33 protein-coding genes (1 of these 33 cut by a window edge) are annotated in these 20,137 nt (G+C 55.4%); 30 read left to right on the top strand and 3 right to left on the bottom strand.

Features of this window, described 5'->3' with window-relative positions:
• Positions 1-5: 5 nt before the first annotated feature.
• Positions 6-2,315, bottom strand: coding sequence for a Tex family protein (locus I6L34_RS09665; protein ID WP_216956685.1), 2,310 nt, complete (start codon positions 2,313-2,315; stop codon positions 6-8).
• 190 nt (positions 2,316-2,505) lie between these two features.
• Positions 2,506-2,979, bottom strand: a complete 474-nt coding sequence (gene greB / locus I6L34_RS09660) for a transcription elongation factor GreB (protein WP_005340627.1) — start codon at positions 2,977-2,979, stop codon at positions 2,506-2,508.
• Positions 2,980-3,227: 248 nt separating this feature from the next.
• Between greB and ompR the strand changes: the two genes are divergently transcribed.
• Positions 3,228-3,950 carry a two-component system response regulator OmpR gene (ompR, locus tag I6L34_RS09655; protein WP_058056363.1) on the top strand — a complete coding sequence of 241 codons (723 nt, stop codon included), beginning with the start codon at positions 3,228-3,230 and terminating at the stop codon, positions 3,948-3,950.
• A complete protein-coding gene (envZ, locus tag I6L34_RS09650; RefSeq protein WP_021230784.1) occupies positions 3,947-5,257 on the top strand; it encodes a two-component system sensor histidine kinase EnvZ in 1,311 nt (436 codons plus the stop codon). The genes ompR and envZ overlap by 4 nt, the downstream gene beginning before the upstream one ends.
• A gap of 37 nt (positions 5,258-5,294) precedes the next feature.
• Here the strand turns inward: envZ and I6L34_RS09645 are convergent, their stop codons facing one another.
• On the bottom strand, positions 5,295-6,209 hold the full coding sequence (locus I6L34_RS09645) for a DMT family transporter (protein ID WP_005355344.1): 915 nt from the start codon (positions 6,207-6,209) through the stop codon (positions 5,295-5,297).
• A 356-nt stretch (positions 6,210-6,565) separates the two neighbouring features.
• On the opposite strand from I6L34_RS09645, the gene rpsJ reads away from it, so the two are divergent.
• From rpsJ to rplQ, 28 genes are all read left to right on the top strand, one after another.
• Positions 6,566-6,877 carry a 30S ribosomal protein S10 gene (gene rpsJ, locus I6L34_RS09640; RefSeq protein ID WP_005307944.1) on the top strand — a complete coding sequence of 104 codons (312 nt, stop codon included), beginning with the start codon at positions 6,566-6,568 and terminating at the stop codon, positions 6,875-6,877.
• A gap of 22 nt (positions 6,878-6,899) precedes the next feature.
• Positions 6,900-7,532 (top strand): 50S ribosomal protein L3, encoded by a 633-nt coding sequence (gene rplC, locus I6L34_RS09635; protein ID WP_005340620.1) that lies wholly within the window; start codon positions 6,900-6,902, stop codon positions 7,530-7,532.
• Between the two features lie 17 nt (positions 7,533-7,549).
• The gene (gene rplD, locus I6L34_RS09630; RefSeq protein WP_005340616.1) at positions 7,550-8,155 is read left to right on the top strand and encodes a 50S ribosomal protein L4; all 606 of its coding nucleotides are present in this window, start codon (positions 7,550-7,552) and stop codon (positions 8,153-8,155) included.
• Positions 8,155-8,454: a 50S ribosomal protein L23 gene (gene rplW / locus I6L34_RS09625; RefSeq protein WP_342690021.1), complete on the top strand. Its 300-nt coding sequence runs from the start codon at positions 8,155-8,157 to the stop codon at positions 8,452-8,454. Before rplD ends, rplW begins: the two co-directional genes overlap by 1 nt.
• 15 nt (positions 8,455-8,469) lie before the next feature.
• Complete coding sequence (gene rplB / locus I6L34_RS09620) at positions 8,470-9,291, top strand: 50S ribosomal protein L2 (protein ID WP_005340614.1); 822 nt, start codon at positions 8,470-8,472, stop codon at positions 9,289-9,291.
• 22 nt (positions 9,292-9,313) lie between these two features.
• Entirely contained in the window at positions 9,314-9,592 is a 279-nt protein-coding gene (gene rpsS, locus I6L34_RS09615) for a 30S ribosomal protein S19 (protein WP_005307960.1), read from the top strand.
• Between the two features lie 10 nt (positions 9,593-9,602).
• Complete coding sequence (gene rplV / locus I6L34_RS09610; RefSeq protein ID WP_005319741.1) at positions 9,603-9,947, top strand: 50S ribosomal protein L22; 345 nt, start codon at positions 9,603-9,605, stop codon at positions 9,945-9,947.
• 3 nt (positions 9,948-9,950) lie between these two features.
• A complete protein-coding gene (rpsC, locus tag I6L34_RS09605) occupies positions 9,951-10,664 on the top strand; it encodes a 30S ribosomal protein S3 (RefSeq protein WP_005307962.1) in 714 nt (237 codons plus the stop codon).
• A gap of 13 nt (positions 10,665-10,677) precedes the next feature.
• Entirely contained in the window at positions 10,678-11,091 is a 414-nt protein-coding gene (gene rplP, locus I6L34_RS09600) for a 50S ribosomal protein L16 (RefSeq protein WP_005340612.1), read from the top strand.
• Entirely contained in the window at positions 11,091-11,282 is a 192-nt protein-coding gene (gene rpmC / locus I6L34_RS09595) for a 50S ribosomal protein L29 (RefSeq protein WP_005307965.1), read from the top strand. The genes rplP and rpmC overlap by 1 nt, the downstream gene beginning before the upstream one ends.
• Positions 11,282-11,530, top strand: coding sequence for a 30S ribosomal protein S17 (gene rpsQ, locus I6L34_RS09590; RefSeq protein ID WP_005307966.1), 249 nt, complete (start codon positions 11,282-11,284; stop codon positions 11,528-11,530). The genes rpmC and rpsQ overlap by 1 nt, the downstream gene beginning before the upstream one ends.
• 147 nt (positions 11,531-11,677) lie before the next feature.
• Positions 11,678-12,046, top strand: a complete 369-nt coding sequence (gene rplN / locus I6L34_RS09585) for a 50S ribosomal protein L14 (protein WP_005307975.1) — start codon at positions 11,678-11,680, stop codon at positions 12,044-12,046.
• An 11-nt stretch (positions 12,047-12,057) separates the two neighbouring features.
• Entirely contained in the window at positions 12,058-12,375 is a 318-nt protein-coding gene (gene rplX / locus I6L34_RS09580; RefSeq protein ID WP_005307977.1) for a 50S ribosomal protein L24, read from the top strand.
• A 13-nt stretch (positions 12,376-12,388) separates the two neighbouring features.
• Positions 12,389-12,928 (top strand): 50S ribosomal protein L5, encoded by a 540-nt coding sequence (rplE, locus tag I6L34_RS09575; RefSeq protein WP_005331162.1) that lies wholly within the window; start codon positions 12,389-12,391, stop codon positions 12,926-12,928.
• Between the two features lie 10 nt (positions 12,929-12,938).
• Positions 12,939-13,244 (top strand): 30S ribosomal protein S14, encoded by a 306-nt coding sequence (gene rpsN, locus I6L34_RS09570; RefSeq protein WP_005340609.1) that lies wholly within the window; start codon positions 12,939-12,941, stop codon positions 13,242-13,244.
• Positions 13,245-13,265: 21 nt separating this feature from the next.
• Positions 13,266-13,658: a 30S ribosomal protein S8 gene (rpsH, locus tag I6L34_RS09565; RefSeq protein ID WP_005307980.1), complete on the top strand. Its 393-nt coding sequence runs from the start codon at positions 13,266-13,268 to the stop codon at positions 13,656-13,658.
• A 13-nt stretch (positions 13,659-13,671) separates the two neighbouring features.
• Entirely contained in the window at positions 13,672-14,205 is a 534-nt protein-coding gene (gene rplF / locus I6L34_RS09560) for a 50S ribosomal protein L6 (RefSeq protein ID WP_005340607.1), read from the top strand.
• Between the two features lie 9 nt (positions 14,206-14,214).
• The gene (rplR, locus tag I6L34_RS09555) at positions 14,215-14,568 is read left to right on the top strand and encodes a 50S ribosomal protein L18 (RefSeq protein ID WP_005340606.1); all 354 of its coding nucleotides are present in this window, start codon (positions 14,215-14,217) and stop codon (positions 14,566-14,568) included.
• Positions 14,569-14,582: 14 nt separating this feature from the next.
• Entirely contained in the window at positions 14,583-15,083 is a 501-nt protein-coding gene (gene rpsE, locus I6L34_RS09550; RefSeq protein WP_005340605.1) for a 30S ribosomal protein S5, read from the top strand.
• A 6-nt stretch (positions 15,084-15,089) separates the two neighbouring features.
• Entirely contained in the window at positions 15,090-15,269 is a 180-nt protein-coding gene (rpmD, locus tag I6L34_RS09545) for a 50S ribosomal protein L30 (protein ID WP_005307985.1), read from the top strand.
• 2 nt (positions 15,270-15,271) lie between these two features.
• Positions 15,272-15,709, top strand: a complete 438-nt coding sequence (gene rplO, locus I6L34_RS09540) for a 50S ribosomal protein L15 (RefSeq protein ID WP_005340604.1) — start codon at positions 15,272-15,274, stop codon at positions 15,707-15,709.
• Positions 15,710-15,717: 8 nt separating this feature from the next.
• The gene (secY, locus tag I6L34_RS09535) at positions 15,718-17,046 is read left to right on the top strand and encodes a preprotein translocase subunit SecY (protein WP_005340602.1); all 1,329 of its coding nucleotides are present in this window, start codon (positions 15,718-15,720) and stop codon (positions 17,044-17,046) included.
• 27 nt (positions 17,047-17,073) lie between these two features.
• The gene (gene rpmJ, locus I6L34_RS09530) at positions 17,074-17,187 is read left to right on the top strand and encodes a 50S ribosomal protein L36 (RefSeq protein ID WP_005319705.1); all 114 of its coding nucleotides are present in this window, start codon (positions 17,074-17,076) and stop codon (positions 17,185-17,187) included.
• Positions 17,188-17,326: 139 nt separating this feature from the next.
• Positions 17,327-17,683 carry a 30S ribosomal protein S13 gene (rpsM, locus tag I6L34_RS09525; RefSeq protein ID WP_005307991.1) on the top strand — a complete coding sequence of 119 codons (357 nt, stop codon included), beginning with the start codon at positions 17,327-17,329 and terminating at the stop codon, positions 17,681-17,683.
• Between the two features lie 14 nt (positions 17,684-17,697).
• The gene (gene rpsK, locus I6L34_RS09520) at positions 17,698-18,087 is read left to right on the top strand and encodes a 30S ribosomal protein S11 (protein ID WP_005307993.1); all 390 of its coding nucleotides are present in this window, start codon (positions 17,698-17,700) and stop codon (positions 18,085-18,087) included.
• A 39-nt stretch (positions 18,088-18,126) separates the two neighbouring features.
• The gene (rpsD, locus tag I6L34_RS09515; protein WP_005340600.1) at positions 18,127-18,747 is read left to right on the top strand and encodes a 30S ribosomal protein S4; all 621 of its coding nucleotides are present in this window, start codon (positions 18,127-18,129) and stop codon (positions 18,745-18,747) included.
• Positions 18,748-18,772: 25 nt separating this feature from the next.
• Positions 18,773-19,762 carry a DNA-directed RNA polymerase subunit alpha gene (gene rpoA / locus I6L34_RS09510; protein ID WP_005307997.1) on the top strand — a complete coding sequence of 330 codons (990 nt, stop codon included), beginning with the start codon at positions 18,773-18,775 and terminating at the stop codon, positions 19,760-19,762.
• Positions 19,763-19,805: 43 nt separating this feature from the next.
• Positions 19,806-20,137: the 5' portion of a 50S ribosomal protein L17 gene (rplQ, locus tag I6L34_RS09505; RefSeq protein WP_005307999.1), read on the top strand. Its footprint extends 52 nt past the window's final position; the window shows 332 of its 384 coding nt (coding positions 1-332); its start codon is at positions 19,806-19,808; its stop codon lies off the right edge, out of view.

The raw sequence follows: 20,137 nt of genomic DNA, 5'->3' as shown, positions 1-20,137 counted from the left end.
TTTCGTTACTTTTTCGCTTTGGAGAGCGCAGCCGCGAAGGCGTTGCCCATGGCGCCACCCATAGGGGCGCTTTGGCGCGGCTCATTTCTTGGTTTGGCGTTGCCAGCACTGCTGTTGCGCGCTTCAGCCGACTTGCGGGCGGGTTGCCCTGCCTTTTCGTCGAGGCGCATGGTCAGGCTGATCCGCTTGCGCGGGGCGTCCACTTCCAGCACCTTGACCCGCACAATGTCGCCAGCCTTGACCACCTCACGGGGATCCTTGACGAAACGGTCGGTCAGGGAGGAGATGTGCACCAGACCGTCCTGATGAACACCGATATCGACGAAGGCGCCGAAGTTGGTGACGTTGGTGACCACCCCTTCCAGTACCATCTCTGGCACCAGGTCGCTGATCTGCTCCACCCCTTCCTTGAAGGTAGCGGTTTTGAACTCGGGGCGCGGGTCGCGGCCCGGCTTGTCCAGCTCGCCGATGATGTCGGTGACGGTAGGTACGCCAAATTGCTCATCGGTGTAATCGGCCGGTTTCAGGCTGCGCAGCAGGCTGCTGTTGCCGAGCAGGCTCTCCACTGTCTGCTCCAGCTTGGCGAGGATCCGCTCCACCACCGGATAGGACTCCGGGTGTACCGCCGAGCTGTCGAGGGGATTGCTGCCGCCGCGAATGCGCAGGAAGCCGGCGCACTGTTCGAAGGCTTTGGGGCCGAGTCGGCTGACTTTCAGCAACTGCTGACGGCTCTTGAAAGCGCCGTGCTCATCCCGATAGGCGACGATGTTCTGGGCCAGCGTCTGGGAGAGGCCGGAAACCCGGTTGAGCAGGGCGACCGAGGCGGTGTTCACATCGACCCCGACCGCGTTCACGCAATCCTCGACCACGGCATCCAGCCGGCGGGCCAGCTGGCTCTGGCCGACGTCGTGCTGATACTGACCTACCCCGATACTCTTGGGGTCGATCTTGACCAACTCGGCCAACGGGTCTTGCAGGCGGCGGGCGATGGAGACGGCGCCACGGATCGAGACGTCGAGATCCGGGAACTCCTGGGAGGCGAGCTCGGAGGCGGAGTAGACCGAGGCCCCCGCTTCGCTCACGACTATCTTCTGCGCCTTGGCGGCGGGGTAGCGCTCGAACAGGTCGCTGACCAGCCGGTCGGTCTCCCGCGAGGCGGTGCCGTTGCCGATGCTGATGAGCTCGACCTTGTGCTTCTGGCACAACTCGCTCAGGGTCTTGAGGCTCTGATCAATCTGGCGTTTTGGTTCGAATGGATAGATGGTGGCGTGATCGACCAGTTTGCCGGTGGCATCCACCACGGCAACCTTGACCCCGGTGCGGATGCCCGGATCCAGCCCCATGGTGCAGCGCATGCCGGCCGGGGCCGCCATCAGCAGATCCTTGAGGTTCATGGCGAACACCTTGATTGCCTCCTCCTCTGCCGACTCGCGGATGCGGCCGATCAGCTCGGTCTCCATCTGAAGCGACAACTTGATCTTCCAGGTCCAGCTCACCACCCCCTGCAGCCATTTGTCGGCTGGGCGGTTCTGCAGATTGAGCTTGAGGTGGTGGGCAATGATCCCTTCGCAGGGGCTGGCACTCTCATCGTCACCGGTGACCAGCGCCAGATTGAGGACCCCCTCATTACGGCCGCGCAACATGGCCAGCACCCGGTGGGAGGGGGCCTTGTGCAGTGGTTCGTCGTGTTCGAAATAGTCCTTGAACTTGGCCCCTTCCTGCTCCTTGCCTGCCACCACGCGGGCGCGCAGGGTGGCATTTTGCCACAGGTAGTCGCGCAGCTTCTCCAGCAGGTCGGCCTGCTCGGCGAAGCGCTCCATCAGGATATAGCGGGCGCCGTCGAGGGCTGCCTTGCTGTCGGCAATGCCCTGTTCGAGATTGAGGAAGGTGGCTGCAGTTTGCTCGGGATCCTGCATCGGGTCGCTGAGCAGCAGATTGGCCAGCGGCTCCAACCCGGCTTCGATCGCCATCTGCCCCTTGGTGCGGCGCTTGGGCTTGTAGGGGAGGTAGAGATCTTCCAGTCGGGTCTTGCTGTCGGCGCCATTCAATTCGCGCATCAGCTCGGGGGTCAGCTTGCCCTGCTCTTCGATGGAGCGAATGATCACCTGACGGCGATCTTCCAGTTCACGCAGATAGCCGAGGCGGCTCTCCAGAGTACGTAGTTGGCTGTCGTCCAGACCGCCGGTCACCTCTTTACGGTAACGGGCGATAAAGGGCACGGTCGAGCCTTCATCCAGCAGGCGCACTGCGGCCTGCACCTGCTCCGGGCGAGCATGGAGCTCACCGGCAATCTGTCTCTCTATGGTTTGCATCATGATGTTGTTGAGGGCCTCTGTGGTCGAGTCCGCGCCATCAGGCGCCAAGTGTGAGCACTATATGGGGTCGTGTTGCGGGATGCCACCCTGCGCCGGGGTCTGCACCCGTCAGACTGATAAAGTCGCAGGGGGGGCGTTTATCTTGCCATTGCACCTGTGACTCAGGATGTGCCTGTGGCAAGCAGTCCGGCTATTTGGGGTAGCTGATCTCGTTGATATACCAGCAGACGTCACCAACTGGCGTACGGACGATGGCCTCATCACCGACCTCTTTCTTGAGCAGGGCGCGGGCCATGGGGGAGTCGATGGAGATGTAATCCTTGCGCTCGAAGATCTCGTCATAGCCGACGATGCGAAAGCGCTTGGTCTCGCCCTCATCGTTTTCCACCTCGACCCAGGCGCCGAAGAAGACCTTGCCCTCCTGCGCGGGGGCATAGTCGACGATCCCCAGCTCTTCGAGGCATTTGCGCAGGTAGCGCACCCGCCGGTCGATCTCCCGCAGCCGCTTCTTGTTGTACTGGTAGTCGGCATTTTCGCTGCGATCCCCCAGGCTGGCGGCCCATGCCACCTTTCTGGTTACCTCGGGGCGCTCCTGACGCCAGAGGAAATCGAGCTCTTCTTTCAGCTTGTTGTAGCCTTCGCGGGTGATCAGCTTTGTCTTCATGGTGATGCGGACCTGGTCAAAGAGGGGTATTCATCGCTAACTGCTCGGGAATATTAGCTTTTGTCCTCTTGCTGTCGAGGGAAATCGTGATGGCTGGCTGGCGCCATTCAGGGAGTAGCTGGCCAGCGCAGTGACTTGATGGTCGTCACGCTCTCGGGATGGGTAATAACCGGTAACATATTTGTGCTTTGCTCCCGCTATATCCCCCCCTAGTATTGGGGGCAGCTAAAGAATGAAGAGGCAAAGCAATGAGTCAGCAGCAATACAAGATCCTGGTCGTGGACGATGACCTGAAATTACGTTCCCTGTTGGAACGCTATCTCACCGAGCAGGGATTCGTAGTGCGCGGCGTGGCCAATGGCGAGCAGGCCGATCGCTTGCTGACTCGTGAAAACTTCAGCCTGATGGTGCTCGACCTGATGTTGCCGGGGGAGGATGGGCTCTCCATCTGCCGCCGTCTGCGGGAAGCGGGCAACCAGATCCCGGTGTTGATGCTCACTGCCAAGGGGGATGAAGTGGATCGCATCGTCGGGCTCGAGATGGGGGCCGATGACTATCTGCCCAAGCCGTTCAACCCACGCGAACTGCTGGCGCGGATCCGTGCCGTGCTGCGCCGCCATACCGTCGAGCTGCCGGGGGCACCCTCTGCTGCAGAGAAGGTGGTCAACTTCGGCGCCTTCCAGCTCAATCTGGCGACCCGCGAGCTGAGCCGGGATGGCGAGCCGATGGCGCTCACCAGCGGTGAATTTGCGGTGCTCAAGGTGCTGGTCAGCCATCCGCGTGAACCGCTCTCCCGCGACAAGCTGATGAATCTGGCCCGTGGCCGCGAATACACCGCCACCGAGCGCAGCATCGATGTGCAGGTCTCTCGCCTGCGCCGCCTGCTGGAACAGGATCCGGCCCAGCCCCGCTACCTGCAGACCGTTTGGGGTCTGGGGTATGTGTTCGTGCCAGATGGTGACGGTGCATGAAAAAAGTCGGCAGCATGTTTTCCCGCATGCTCTGGTTTCTGGCCGCCGTCCTGGTGGTCTATCAAGCGGTCTCCTACGTCACCTTCTACAACTATCTGCTGGCGCCGACCGTCAAGCAGATCAGTCACTTGCTGGCCAATCAGGTCAAGCTGATCTTTCCGGTCAACACAGAACAACTGGCGCTGAGTGAAGATGCAGAGGCGCTGGTCTATGTGACGACCGGTACCGACATCTATACCCAGAGCGAGGCGGTGCAGCATGGCTTCAACGAGGCCAAGCCGTACCCCTATCTGGAGGAGAACATCAGTCGCGAACTGGGTGGCCCTGCCAAGGTGCGGGTCGAAATCCAGGATCACTACATCATCTGGATCCAGCCGCCGCAGGCCAGCAAAATCTGGGTGCGGATCCCGCTGACCGAGATTGAAGATGACGATATCGAACCCCTCATCATCTATCTGAGTGTGCTGCTGGTGATCACCCTGTTTGCGGCCTGGCGCTTTGCCCGGCAGCTGGTGCGCCCGCTCGAGGATCTCGAGGCTGGTGCCGTTGCTGTTGCCAGGGGCCATTTCCCCGAGGCGCTGGGGGAGCTGGGCTCAAGGGAGGTGCGGCGGCTGACCCGCACCTTCAACCATATGTCGCACTCCATCAAGAGCCTGATCGAAGAGCGTAACCTGATGATGGCGGGGGTCTCCCACGATCTACGCACTCCGCTGACCCGCATCCGGCTGGCCACCGAGATGATGTCCTCCGGTGACGAGTACCTCAAGGAGAGCATCAACGCCGACATTGATGAGTCCAATGCCATCATCGATCAGTTCATCGACTACATCCGCCCGGACGAGGGGCAGGATTTGGAGCCTATCGACCTGACCCAGCTGGTGCACGATACCTTGCTGATCTACTCGGAGCAGGGGCTTGAGGTCGATCTGGCGCTGCCGCAAGAGGCGGTGCGGGTGGCCTGCAATCCGGTCAGTATCCGGCGGGTGTTGAACAACCTCTCAAGCAACTCGCAGCGTTATGGGGCGAGCCGTTTGCATGCCGAGCTCAAGGACGATGGGCACTGGGTGCGCTTGCGCCTCTCCGATGATGGCCCCGGCATTCCGGAGCAGGACTATTCCCGGGTGCTCAAGCCGTTTACTCAGGGGAATGTGGCGCGTACCGTTGGCGGTAGTGGCTTGGGGTTGGCCATCGTGGCCAAGATAGTCGCCCAGCACCACGGCACTATCCGGCTGGGAAGCTCGGATCTCGGCGGCTTGCTGGTCGAGATGCGGCTGCCGAAACATCAGCCACAGGAGTGGATGGATTGAGAGAAGGGCGTATCCGTGGATACGCCCTTCTGCATGGTCAGCTCTTGGTTTCGACTGATGCTCGATAGCGTTTGCCGTACTTGAGCTGCTGGATCAGCAGGGCGGCAACGATGAGCGCCAACCCGATGGGGGTGGCCGGATGGATGGCTTCACCGATCAGCAGATTGAGCAGCACCAGCGAGGCAAACGGCGAGATGAAAATGAGGTTGCTGATGGGGGCCGTGTTGGTGGCATGGCGCAGCGCCATCAGCCAGAGCACGAAACCGAAACCCATTTCGAACAGTCCCACATAGATGGCACCAGCCCATCCCTGCCAGGCGGTCATGGCAAAATCTGAGAGCAACCAGGTCGCCACAACGATAAAAGGCAGGCTGATCATAAAGCCAAGCAACAGGCTGACAATGGGATCGCCCTGATTGCGGGTGTTGAGGATCCAGTAGCTGGCCCAGATGAGGGTCGAGACCAGCGCCAGCGTCACGCCGAGGGGGCTGTCGAACTGGAGGCCGAATACATCCCCTCTGGTGGCGATCACCAGTGCGCCAAAATACCCCAACACGATGGCGACGCCATCACGCCGACGCAGCTTCTGGCCGAGGAAGGGGACGGCCAGCAGACTGAGAGTGATAGCCCAGGTGTAGTTGAGGGTCTGTGCCTGCTGGGCAGGCAGCAGATCATAGGCTTTGAACAGCAACAGGTAATAGAGAAAGGGATTCAGCACGCCCAGAGTCAGGTAGTAGAAAGGGCGGGCCTTGATGTAGCTCCCCAGCAGCGGCAGTTTGCCCTGTTTGGCGACGACGGCTGTCAGCGTGAGAGTCGAGGTGAAGGCGGCCACAAGCAACAGTTGCACAGGTTCGAAATAGGCGAGGGAGATCTTGAAGGCTGTGGCGACCGTCGACCAGAGGGCAACGGCGCAAAGGCCATACTGATAGGCTTTCTTTTGATCTTTGAGCATGGGATGTCGTTCCACTGACAGAGGCAAGCACACAGTCTACCAGTCTGCTTGTAACATTGTCGTTACTTGGGTGTTGGCAGCAGAGTGCGTTGCCGCAGGCGAGATCCATCTGTCACATAAAACTGCGCATAATCTGTTCGTTCTCCCTTGCGCAAATTTGAAAAATCCGTATAATCCCCTCCGCTTACCCATGAGGTAAGCCAGACGATATGTCTGCTGCTGAGTTTCCTGTTTACAGGAGCCAGCCATACAGTCCTCCCGATATGGGGGGAAACGTGAAAAATCACACCTCTGGCGGGAGAAATCTCGGTCGGGCGGTGTTGATTTATGTTCTTTTATCTATTGGAGCTCTGTCAATGCAGAACCAAAGAATCCGTATCCGCCTGAAGGCTTTTGATCATCGCCTGATTGATCAATCCACTGCGGAAATCGTTGAAACTGCTAAGCGCACTGGCGCGCAGGTTCGCGGTCCTATTCCGCTGCCGACTCGCAAAGAGCGCTTCACCGTCCTGATCTCCCCGCACGTCAACAAAGATGCGCGTGATCAGTACGAGATCCGCACTCACAAGCGTCTGGTAGACATCGTTGAGCCGACTGACAAGACCGTAGACGCCCTGATGCGTCTGGATCTGGCAGCTGGTGTAGACGTCCAGATCAGCCTGGGTTAATTACGGAAAGAGGTTGATAACAATGACAATCGGTCTTGTAGGTCGCAAAGTGGGTATGACTCGCATCTTCACTGAAGATGGCGTTTCTATCCCGGTGACTGTTATCGAAGTTGAAGCTAACCGTGTAACTCAGGTCAAATCTGTAGAAACCGACGGCTACAACGCTATTCAGGTTACCACTGGCGCCAAGAAAGCCAGCCGTGTGACCAAGCCGGAAGCTGGCCACTTCGCCAAAGCTGGTGTAGAAGCCGGTCGCGGTCTGTGGGAATTCCGCCTGAACAACGGTGAAACTTTCACTGTTGGTAGCGAGCTGAAAGTAGATCTTCTCGCTGACGTTAAGCTGGTAGACGTTACCGGCACATCCAAAGGTAAGGGCTTTGCTGGTACTGTTAAGCGCCACAACTTCCGCACCCAGGATATGACCCACGGTAACTCCTTGTCTCACCGCGTTCCGGGTTCTATCGGTCAGAACCAGACTCCGGGTCGTGTATTCAAGGGCAAAAAGATGGCTGGTCACATGGGTGCTGAGCGTGTAACGACTCAGAACCTGGAACTGGTTCGTGTTGACGCTGAACGCAACCTGCTGCTCATCAAAGGTGCAGTACCGGGTGCAACCAACGGCAACGTGATCGTCAAACCTGCCGTCAAAGCGTAACGTCTGAGGAGATAGTAATGGAATTGGTAATGAAAGACGCCAAGAGCGCTCTTGAAGTTTCCGAGACTACCTTCGGGCGCGAATTCAACGAAGCTCTGGTTCACCAGGTCGTCGTTGCATATGCCGCTGGTGCCCGTCAGGGTACTCGTGCGCAGCTGACTCGCTCTGAAGTGTCTGGTGGCGGCAAAAAGCCGTGGCGTCAGAAGGGTACTGGTCGTGCCCGTGCTGGCTCCATCCGTTCGCCCATCTGGCGTTCCGGTGGTGTGACTTTTGCTGCTAAGCCGCAAGATCACAGCCAGAAAGTAAACAAGAAGATGTACCGCGGCGCTATCCGTAGCATTCTGTCCGAGCTGGTACGTCAAGAGCGCCTGATCGTTGTTGAGAAGTTCGGCATCGAAGCTCCGAAGACCAAAGAACTGATCGCCAAGCTGAAAGAAATGGAACTGACTGACGTTCTGATCGTGACTGCTGAAGTCGATGAGAACCTGTTCCTGGCTGCTCGCAACCTGTACAAAGTTGACGTGCGTGACGTTGCCGGTATCGACCCGGTCAGCCTGATCGCTTTCGACAAGGTTCTGATGACTGCTGATGCAGTTAAGCAAATCGAGGAGATGCTGGCATGATCCGTGAAGAGCGTCTGCTGAAAGTTCTGAAGGCTCCGCACATCTCTGAAAAGAGCACCATGGTTGCAGAAAAGCAGAACACTATCGTGTTCAAAGTTGCTGTTGATGCTACCAAGGCGGAAGTCAAAGCTGCAGTTGCGAAACTGTTCGAGGTCGAAGTTGAGACCGTCCGTACCCTGAACATGAAGGGTAAGACCAAGCGCGCAGGTGCACGCGTAGGCCGTCGTTCCGATTGGAAAAAGGCTTATGTGACCCTGAAAGCTGGTCAGGACATCGACTTCATGGGCGCAGCCGAGTAAGAGGAGTTCTCAAAAATGGCAATCGTTAAGTGCAAGCCTACTTCTCCGGGCCGCCGCCACGTCGTCAAGATCGTCAATCAAGAGCTGTACAAGGGCAAGCCCTTCGCCGCTCTGCTGGACAGCAAAAGCAAGTCCGGTGGTCGTAACAACAACGGCCGTATCACTACCCGTCATATCGGTGGTGGTCACAAGCAGCACTACCGTATCGTCGACTTCAAGCGCGACAAAGACGGTATCCCGGCTAAAGTAGAGCGCCTGGAATACGATCCGAACCGTACCGCTAACATCGCTCTGGTGTTGTATGCAGACGGTGAGCGTCGTTACATCCTGGCTCCGAAAGGCCTGAAAGCTGGTGACGCGATCGCTTCTGGTGCTGATGCAGCCATCAAGGTAGGTAACGCCCTGCCGATGCGCAACATCCCGGTTGGTTCTACCGTTCACGCTGTAGAGATGAAGCCTGGTAAAGGTGCCCAGCTGGCTCGTTCCGCTGGTACTTTCATCCAGATCCTGGCTCGTGAAGGTAACTATGTAACTCTGCGTCTGCGTTCCGGCGAAGTACGTAAAGTTCTGGCCGAGTGCCGCGCTACCATCGGTGAAGTCGGTAACTCCGAGCACATGTTGCGTCAACTGGGTAAAGCCGGTGCAAACCGCTGGCGTGGTATTCGTCCGACCGTTCGCGGTATGGCGATGAACCCGGTTGACCACCCGCACGGTGGTGGTGAGGGTCGTAACAAGGGCATGCAGCCTGTGTCCCCATGGGGCCAGAAGGCTAAAGGCTTCAAGACCCGTAAGAACAAGCGTACCGACAAGTACATCGTACGTCGTCGTAACAAGTAATTGTTAACATAGAGGAATCACCATGCCACGTTCTCTCAAGAAGGGTCCATTTATTGACCTGCACTTGCTGAAGAAGGTAGAGAAAGCGGTGGAAAGCGGGGATAAAAAGCCGGTTAAAACCTGGTCCCGTCGTTCAATGATCATCCCGAACATGATCGGTTTGACCATCGCTGTCCATAATGGTCGTCAGCACGTTCCGGTTTTCGTTACCGAAGAAATGATCGGTCACAAACTGGGTGAATTCGCACCGACTCGTACTTATCGCGGCCATGCTGCTGATAAGAAGGCTAAGAAGCGCTAAGGGATAAATGATGGAAGCTATCGCTAAACACCGTTATGCCCGTACTTCTGCCCAGAAAGCTCGTCTGGTAGCCGATCAAGTACGTGGTCTGTCCGTAGACAAGGCTCTGAATATCCTGACCTTCAGCCCGAAAAAGGCTGCTGTGCTGGTTAAGAAAGTGCTGGAATCTGCCATTGCAAACGCTGAGCACAACGAAGGCGCCGATATCGACGCGCTGCGTGTTGCTACTATCATGGTCGACGAAGGTCCCTCCATGAAGCGCATCCGTCCGCGTGCCAAAGGTCGTGCGGATCGTATCCTCAAGCGTACCGCTCACATCACTGTAGTGGTATCCGACGCTAAGGCTGGGAGATAAGCAATGGGTCAGAAAGTACATCCTAATGGCATTCGCCTGGGTATTACCAAGCCTTGGAATTCTACCTGGTTCGCGAACACCAAAGACTTCGCTGACAACCTGTACAGCGATTTTCAAGTACGCCAGTTCCTGACCAAGGAACTGAAAAACGCGTCCTTGTCCAAGATCACCATTGAGCGTCCGGCCAAGAGCATCCGTGTGACCATTCACACCGCTCGTCCGGGTGTTGTCATCGGTAAGAAAGGCGAAGACGTTGAGAAGCTGCGCAAAGCTGTAGCCACTATTGCTGGCGTGCCTGCTCAGATCAACATTTCCGAAGTCCGCAAGCCGGAGCTGGATGGCAAACTTGTTGCCGACAGCATCACTTCCCAGCTGGAGCGTCGTGTAATGTTCCGTCGTGCTATGAAGCGCGCCGTACAGAACGCAATGCGCCTGGGTGCCAAGGGCATCAAAGTGGAAGTTTCCGGTCGTCTGGGCGGCGCTGAAATCGCGCGTACCGAATGGTACCGTGAAGGTCGTGTGCCGTTGCACACCCTGCGTGCCGACATCGACTACGCAACTTCTGAAGCCCACACCACTTACGGTGTGATCGGCGTTAAAGTTTGGATCTTCAAGGGCGAAGTTCTGGGCGGTCTGGCTGCTGTTAACGCTGCCGCTGCTCAAGAGCAAGCTCCTGCAAAGCCCAAGCGTGACAACAAGCGCCGCGCTGCTAAGTAAGGAGATTCGGTAAATGTTGCAACCTAAGCGTACTAAATTCCGCAAGACCCACAAGGGTCGTAACCGCGGTCTGGCCACCTCTGGTAACGAAGTATCCTTCGGTACCTTTGGCCTGAAGGCGACATCCCGTGGTCAACTGACTGCTCGTCAAATCGAAGCAGCCCGTCGTGCCATGACCCGTCACGTTAAGCGTCAAGGTAAGATCTGGATCCGTGTGTTCCCGGACAAGCCCATCACCGAAAAGCCCCTCGAAGTTCGTATGGGTAAAGGTAAGGGTAACGTGGAATACTGGGTTTGCCCGATCCAGCCTGGCAAGGTTCTGTACGAGATGGACGGTGTACCTGAGGCTCTGGCGCGTGAAGCGTTTGCCCTGGCCGCAGCTAAGCTGTCTGTTCAGACCACTTTCGTAATTAAGACGGTGATGTGATGAAAGCCCAAGATCTGCGTCAAAAGAGCGTCGAAGAACTGAACCAGGAGCTGCTGGGCCTGCTGCGTGAGCAATTCAACATGCGCATGCAAGCGTCCACCGGCCAGCTGGCTCAGACTCACACTCTGAAACAAGTGCGTCGTGACGTCGCACGTATCAAGACTGTACTGACTGAGAAGGCAGGTGCGTAATGACTGACAAGATCCGTACTCTGCAAGGTCGTGTAATCAGCGACAAGATGGACAAGTCCATCACTGTTGCTATCGAGCGCAAGGTAAAGCACCCGATCTACGGTAAGATCATCAAGCGCACTACCAAGCTGCACGTACATGACGAAAACAACGAGTGCAAAGCTGGCGACCTCGTGGAAATCCGCGAATGCCGCCCGCTGTCCAAGACCAAGTCCTGGACCCTGGTTGCCGTTGTAGAAAAGGCCTAATCGGTACTTTGTACTCCAAGCGGCCCCTTTCAGGGGCCGTTTGTTTTTTAGGCTACCTTTTCTGAAAATCCTGTGTTATAGTTTCGCGCCTTTTGAAGGCAGCCAGATCCCATTAGGGATAAGAAGTAAACAAAGCGGAGCACTAAGATGATCCAGATGCAAAGTATGCTGGGTGTTGCCGACAACTCCGGCGCTCGCAGTGTAATGTGTATTAAGGTTCTGGGTGGCTCGCACCGCCGTTACGCCGGCATCGGCGACATCATCAAGGTTTCCATCAAGGAAGCCATTCCTCGCGGTAAAGTGAAGAAAGGTGATGTGTATAACGCGGTGGTCGTACGCACCCGTAAAGGCGTTCGTCGTCCGGACGGCTCTGTCATCCGTTTCGACAACAATGCGGCTGTGTTGCTTAACAACAACCAACAGCCAATCGGTACTCGTATTTTTGGCCCGGTGACCCGTGAACTGCGTAATGAGAAGTTCATGAAGATTGTGTCCCTGGCACCCGAAGTACTGTAAGGAGTCGAACGATGGCAGCTAAAATCCGTCGCGAAGACGAAGTGATTGTTCTTACCGGCAAAGACAAGGGCAAGCGTGGCAAAGTCACTCAAGTCCTGATTGCAAAAGGTAAGGTAATCGTGGAAGGCATCAACCAGGTGAAGAAACACCAGAAGCCGGTACCCGCACTGGGTCAGGCTGGCGGTATCGTCACCAAAGAAGCCCCCATCGATGTATCAAACGTAGCGCTGTTCAACTCTGCCACTGGCAAAGCTGACCGCGTTGGTTTCCGGATTGAAGACGGCAAAAAAGTCCGTTTCTTCAAATCCACCGGCGAACTTGTGAAGTAATTGGAGTTTAACGATGGCGAAACTGCATGATTACTACAAATCCGATGTAGTAAATGAACTGTCCAAGCAGTTCGGTTACAAGACTATCATGCAAGTCCCTCGGATCGAGAAAATCACCCTGAACATGGGTGTTGGTGAAGCGATCTCTGACAAGAAATTGCTGGAAAATGCTGCTGCCGATATGGCTGCCATTTCCGGTCAGAAGCCGCTGATCACCAAAGCTCGCAAATCTGTTGCGGGCTTCAAGATTCGTGAAGGCTACCCGATAGGTTGTAAAGTAACCCTGCGTGGCGAGCGTATGTGGGAGTTCCTGGAACGGCTGATCTGCATCTCCGTACCGCGTATCCGTGACTTCCGTGGCCTGAACGCTAAAGCGTTCGACGGTCGTGGTAACTACTCCATGGGCGTGCGTGAGCAGATCATCTTCCCGGAAATCGACTATGACAAAGTCGATCGCGTCCGTGGTCTGGATATCACCATCACCACTTCCGCGAATACCGATGAAGAAGGCCGTGCTCTGCTGGCTGCCTTTAACTTCCCATTCCGCAAGTAAGGTTAGGGTTATGGCTAAAACATCCATGAAAGCGCGCGAAGCAAAGCGTGCCAAGCTGGTAGCCAAGTACGCGACCAAGCGTGCCGAGCTGAAAGCTATCATCGTTGACATGAACGCTTCTGAAGAAGCGCGTTGGGATGCTGTACTGCAACTGCAACAGCTGCCCCGTGATTCCAGTCCGTCCCGCCAGCGTAACCGTTGCAATATTACTGGTCGTCCGCACGGTTTCCTGCGCAAGTTTGGCCTGTCTCGCATCAAGGTGCGTGAGCATGCCATGAAGGGCGAAATTCCGGGCCTGAAGAAGGCTTCTTGGTAACGAATCTCGGGAGTTAGACTTATGAGCATGCAAGATCCGATCGCGGATATGCTGACCCGCATCCGTAACGGTCAGGCGGCGAGCAAAGTTGCGGTTTCCATGCCTTCTTCCAAGCTGAAAGTGGCTATCGCCAAAGTGCTGAAAGAAGAAGGTTACATCGCTGGCTACTCCGTAGCTGGTGACGTGAAGCCGGAACTGGAAATTGAACTGAAATATTTCCAGGGCAAGCCAGTTGTAGAACTGATCCAACGCGTAAGCCGTCCAGGCCTGCGTATTTACAAGCGCACTACTGATCTGCCGAAAGTTATGGGCGGTCTCGGTGTTGCTATCGTGTCCACGTCTAAAGGTGTGATGACTGACCGTGCTGCTCGCAAAGCAAGCATGGGCGGTGAGATCATCTGCTACGTCGCTTAATAGGAGGTAGGAAATGTCTCGTGTTGCTAAGGCACCCGTCACTATTCCTGCTGGCGTAGAGGTGACTCTGAACGGCCAGGAACTGACCATCAAAGGTGGTAAAGGTTCTCTGGTTCGCTCTATTCACGCCGGTGTAGAAGTGACCAAAGAAGACAATGTACTGAAGTTCGCCCCGCGCGGCAGCATCGCTGGTGCTGACGCTCAGGCCGGTACTGCCCGTGCATTGGTCAACAACATGGTAATCGGTGTTACCCAAGGCTTCGAGCGCAAGCTGCAGCTGGTTGGTGTAGGTTATAAAGCCTCCATCAAGGGCAATGCTGTTGCGCTGGCTCTGGGCTTCTCTCACCCGGTAGAGCATGCGCTGCCGGCTGGTGTGACCGCTGAGTGCCCGACTGCTACAGAAATCGTTCTGCGTGGCGTCGACAAGCAGCTGGTTGGCCAAGTCGCCGCCGATATCCGTGCTTACCGCGCTCCGGAGCCCTACAAGGGCAAGGGTGTACGCTATGCCAACGAGCAAGTGCGTACTAAAGAAGCTAAGAAGAAGTAAGGTAACACTATGGACAAGAAAGCAGCTCGTCTCCGTCGTGCTACTCGTGCTCGGAAAAAGATGCAGGAACTGGGAGCTACCCGTCTGGTTGTTCACCGTACCCCGCGTCATATCTATGCGCAGGTTATTGCAGCCAACGGTTCCGAAGTTCTGGCCTCTGCTTCCACAGTAGAGAAAGCCATCAGTGAAGCTCTGAAATACACCGGTAACGCAGATGCTGCTACCGCTGTAGGTAAGGCTATCGCTGAGCGTGCTATTGCCAAAGGCGTTCAGAACGTATCTTTCGATCGTTCCGGTTTCAAGTATCACGGTCGCATCGCTGCCCTGGCAGCTGCCGCACGTGACGCTGGTCTTCAGTTCTAAGCTAGGAGTCGAAGATGGCTAAAGTCGAATCTCAAGCCGGCGAACTGCAAGAAAAGCTCATTGCAGTAAACCGTGTTTCGAAAACTGTTAAAGGTGGTCGTATCATGTCCTTCACCGCGTTGACCGTGGTGGGTGATGGTAACGGCCGTGTAGGTTACGGTTACGGTAAAGCCCGTGAAGTTCCGGCTGCTATTCAAAAAGCAATGGAACAGGCTAAGCGTAACCTGAACAAGGTTGAGCTGAACAACGGCACTCTGCACCACCCGGTGCGTGGTGTTCACTCTGGCTCCACCGTGTTCATGAAGCCGGCCTCCCAAGGTACTGGTATCATTGCAGGCGGCGCTATGCGTGCTGTTCTGGAAGTTGCCGGTATCCACAACGTGCTGGCCAAGACCTACGGTTCCACCAACCCAATCAACGTTGTTCGCGCTACTGTAGACGCTCTGGTTCACGGTCAATCACCGGAACAGATCGCTGCCAAGCGTGGTCTGCGCGTTGAAGAAATTCTGGGGTAATGCGACATGGCTAACACTGTAAAAGTAACTCAAACTCGCAGCTCTATCGGCCGTCTGCCAAAGCACAAGGCGACTCTGCGTGGTCTGGGTCTGCGTCGCATTGGTCACACCGTTGAGCTGGAAGATACTCCTTGCGTACGCGGCATGATCAACCAGGTTTATTACATGGTTAAGGTGGAGGGCTAAGCATGCGTCTGAACACTCTGTCTCCGGCCGCTGGTTCCAAGCCTGAAAAACAACGTCGTGGTCGTGGTATCGGCTCCGGCCTGGGCAAGACTGGTGGTCGTGGTGTTAAAGGCCAAACCTCTCGTTCCGGTGGCGGTAAAGTCCGCAACGGTTTCGAAGGCGGCCAGATGCCTTTGAAAATCCGTCTGCCGAAGTTCGGTTTCTTCTCTCGCAAATCTTTGGTTTCTGCCGAAGTGCGTCTGAACGAAATCGCCCTGGTAGAAGGTGATGTGGTCGACCTGAGCACTCTGAAGCAAGCCGGTGTTGTTACTAAGAACATCGTGTTCGCTAAAGTTGTTCTGTCAGGCAACATTGACCGTGCTGTGACCGTTCGTGGTCTGTCCGTCACCAAAGGTGCACGCGCAGCCATCGAGGCCGCTGGCGGTAAAATCGAGGAATAATCAGTACAATGGCTAAGAAACCAGGATTGGATGTTAAAGCACAGGGTGGTCTGAGTGAACTGAAGAGCCGTCTGCTCTTCGTTCTCGGGGCGATTATCGTTTTCCGTGCAGGCTCTTATGTGCCGATTCCTGGTATTGACGCCGCCGTACTGGCCGAGTTGTTCCAGCAACAGAAGGGCACCATCATTGAGATGTTCAACATGTTCAGTGGTGGTGCACTCTCGCGTGCTTCTATTCTTGCGTTGGGGATCATGCCGTACATTTCGGCATCGATCATTATCCAGCTGCTGACAGTGGTTCACCCCGCTCTTGCTGAACTCAAGAAAGAAGGTGAATCCGGCCGTCGCAAGATTAGCCAATATACCCGTTGGGGCACGCTGGTTTTGGGAACTTTCCAGGCCATTGGTATTGCAACCGGTCTGCCGAATATGATGCATGGACTCGTGACTAATCCGGGTCTAGGCTTCTATTTCACAGCGGTTGTGAGTCTGGTCACCGGTACCATGTTTTTGATGTGGTTGGGTGAGCAGATTACCGAGCGTGGGATTGGTAATGGTATCTCGTTGATTATTTTCACAGGTATCGTTGCTGGTCTGCCGCATGCCATTGGCGCTACGGCCGAACAGGCACGTCAAGGGGAATTGCACATCCTGCTGTTGTTGTTGCTGGGCTTGATTGTTTTCGCAGTGACTTACTTTGTGGTGTTCGTGGAGCGTGGTCAGCGTCGTATCGTCGTTAACTATGCCAAGCGTCAACAAGGCCGCCAGGTATTCGCCGCGCAAAGCACACACCTGCCGTTGAAAGTGAATATGGCTGGTGTGATTCCTGCGATTTTCGCGTCCAGTATCATCCTCTTCCCGGGGACCATTACCTCTTGGTTTGGTCAGGGTGAGGGTAAAGTAGCTGATATCCTGCAACAGGTCTCTATGGTCCTGCAGCCGGGTCAACCGCTTTACGAGATGCTGTATGCAGCAGCCATTATCTTCTTCTGCTTCTTCTATACCGCGTTGGTGTTCAACCCCCGCGAGACAGCAGATAATCTGAAGAAGAGTGGAGCCTTTATCCCGGGGATTCGCCCGGGCGAGCAGACAGCACGTTACATCGATAAGGTTATGACTCGCCTGACATTGGCAGGTGCGCTCTATATAACCTTTATCTGTCTGGTACCCCAGTTCTTGATGACTGCCTGGAACGTACAGTTCTACTTCGGTGGCACTTCGCTGCTGATTATTGTGGTAGTTATCATGGACTTCATGGCTCAGGTACAAACCCATATGATGTCTCATCAATATGGCGACGTCCTGAGGAAGGCCAACCTGAAGGGCTACGGCCGCTAAAGGTCGGCGTAGTTACGGAGTTAAGCAATGAAAGTTCGTGCTTCCGTTAAGGCAATCTGCCGTAACTGCAAAATCATCAAGCGTCACGGTGTGGTGCGTGTGATTTGCAGCGAGCCAAAGCATAAACAGCGCCAAGGCTAATTTTTTACGGTTAGTACTTGCAACAAATAGTTGTGCTGGCTAATATAGCCAGCCAACTTTTGTTGTGTATTGGTTGACCGCCACGTATCCGCTCACGGGCTTTGTGGTGGTCGTAATCTACTATATGTAGGAGTGAATAGTGGCCCGTATCGCTGGCATTAACATTCCTGACCATAAGCATGCAGTCATCGCTTTGACTGCGATTTATGGCGTCGGTCGTACCCGCTCCAAGGCCATCTGTGCCGCAGCCGGTATCGCTGAGAATGTGAAAATTAAAGACCTGGACGAAGCTCAGATCGAGAGTCTGCGTGAACAAGTAGGTAAATTCACCGTTGAAGGTGACCTGCGTCGTCAGATTTCCATGAACATCAAGCGATTGATGGATCTGGGTTGCTACCGTGGTTTGCGTCACCGTCGTAGCCTGCCTGTTCGTGGTCAACGTACCAAGACCAACGCTCGTACCCGTAAGGGTCCGCGCAAGGCTATCAAGAAGTAACGGGAAGGTAGAAAATGGCTAAAACTCCGACTCGTGCTCGCAAGCGCGTTAAAAAGCAAGTGAGCGACGGTATTGCGCACGTTCATGCATCTTTCAACAACACAATCGTGACCATTACTGACCGTCAGGGCAATGCTCTGTCTTGGGCTACTTCTGGTGGTTCCGGTTTCCGTGGTTCTCGTAAGTCCACCCCGTTCGCTGCTCAGGTAGCTGCCGAGCGCGCTGGTGAGATGGCCAAAGAATATGGCGTCAAGAACCTGGAAGTCATGGTCAAAGGTCCGGGTCCCGGTCGTGAGTCTTCCATCCGCGCCCTGAACGCGGCTGGTTTCCGCATCACTAACATTACTGATGTGACTCCGATCCCGCACAACGGTTGTCGTCCTCCCAAGAAGCGCCGCGTATAACGCTGTAGCTACTTGGTCTAGGATTGTTGGAGAAAGAAGATGGCAAGATATATCGGTCCTAAGCTTAAGCTTAGCCGTCGTGAGGGCACCGACCTCTTCCTGAAGTCAGGTGTTCGTGCGATTGATTCTAAGTGCAAGATTGACACTGCCCCTGGTCAGCACGGTGCGCGTAAAGCGCGTCTGTCCGACTACGGTGTTCAGCTGCGCGAGAAACAAAAAGTTCGTCGTATCTACGGCGTATTGGAAAAACAGTTCCGCAACTACTACCGCGACGCTGCCCGTCAAAAGGGTAACACCGGTGAAAACCTGTTGCAGCTGCTGGAAGGTCGTTTGGACAACGTTGTTTACCGTATGGGCTTCGGCGCTACCCGTGCTGAATCTCGTCAGCTGGTGAGCCACAAGGCCATCATGGTTAACGGTCGCGTTGTGAACATTCCTTCTTTCCAGGTTTCCCCTGAGGACGTGATCTGCGTTCGTGAGAAGGCTAAGAAGCAAGCGCGTATCAAAGCTTCCCTGGAAGTTGCTGGTCAGCGTGAGAAGCCGACTTGGGTAGAGGTTGACGCCGCTAAAATGGAAGGTGCTTTCAAGCGTCTGCCAGAGCGTTCCGACCTGTCTGCCGACATTAACGAACAGCTGATCGTCGAGCTTTACTCCAAGTAAAGCTAGCTTCTAAAGAGAGGACACAATGCTGGGTTCTGTAACAGATTTTCTTAAACCGCGGCTAGTTGACATCGAGCAAGTTAGCCCGACTCATGCGAAAGTGACTCTTGAGCCACTCGAGCGTGGCTTTGGTCACACGCTGGGCAACGCCCTGCGTCGTATTTTGCTGTCATCTATGCCCGGTTGTGCAGTTACTGAAGTCGAAATTGACGGGGTACTGCATGAGTACAGCAGCAAAGAAGGTGTACAGGAAGACATTCTTGAAATCCTGCTCAACCTGAAAGGTATCGCTGTGAAGCTGGAAGGCAAGGACGAGGTAACTCTGTCCCTGACCAAGTCTGGAACAGGCCCCGTTACCGCTGGTGATATCACTCACGGTGATGAAGTCGAGATCGTAAACCCGGAGCACGTAATCTGCCACCTGACGGGTGCCAATGCTGAAATCAGCATGCGCCTGAAAGTTCAGCGCGGTCGTGGTTATGTGCCTGCTTCTGCTCGTGTTCACAACGATGATGAAGAGCGTCCTATTGGTCGCCTGCTGTTGGACTCCGCGTTCAGCCCCATCGTTCGTATTGCCTACAATGTTGAGGCAGCACGTGTGGAACAGCGTACCGACTTGGACAAGCTGGTTATCGACATGGAGACCAATGGTACTCTGGATCCTGAAGAAGCCATCCGTCGTTCTGCCACTATCTTGGCTGAGCAACTGGAAGCCTTCGTGGATCTGCGCGATGTCAGCGTGCCCGAGAAGAAAGAAGAGAAACCCGAGTTTGATCCGATTCTGCTGCGTCCTGTCGATGATTTGGAGCTGACAGTTCGTTCTGCGAACTGTCTGAAGGCAGAAGCTATCCACTATATTGGTGATCTGGTACAGCGTACCGAAGTTGAGTTGCTTAAGACTCCTAACCTCGGTAAGAAGTCCCTGACTGAGATCAAGGACGTGTTGGCCTCCCGTGGTCTGTCTCTTGGCATGCGCCTTGAGAACTGGCCGCCCGCCAGCATCGCTGACGAGTAATCCAGATTACGGGTTTCACAGATTTAGTTAGAAGGATAAGGTCATGCGCCATCGTTTGAGTGGTCGTCAACTGAACCGGAACAGCAGCCATCGTCAGGCTATGTTCCGCAACATGGCCAGCTCCCTGGTTCGTCATGAGATCATCAAGACGACTCTGCCTAAGGCAAAAGAGCTGCGTCGTGTAGTTGAACCGCTGATCACCCTTGCCAAGACTGATAGCGTTGCTAATCGTCGTCTGGCATTTGCCCGCACTCGCGACAACGCGATCGTGGCTAAGCTGTTCAATGAACTGGGCCCGCGCTACCTGGAGCGCGCCGGCGGTTATACTCGCATTCTGAAATGCGGTTTCCGTGCTGGCGACAACGCCCCTATGGC

Origin of the sequence: Aeromonas sp. FDAARGOS 1404, assembly GCF_019047085.1 — a bacterium.
Classification (GTDB): domain Bacteria; phylum Pseudomonadota; class Gammaproteobacteria; order Enterobacterales; family Aeromonadaceae; genus Aeromonas; species Aeromonas veronii.
This window is presented reverse-complemented; position numbering and strand designations above follow the sequence as displayed.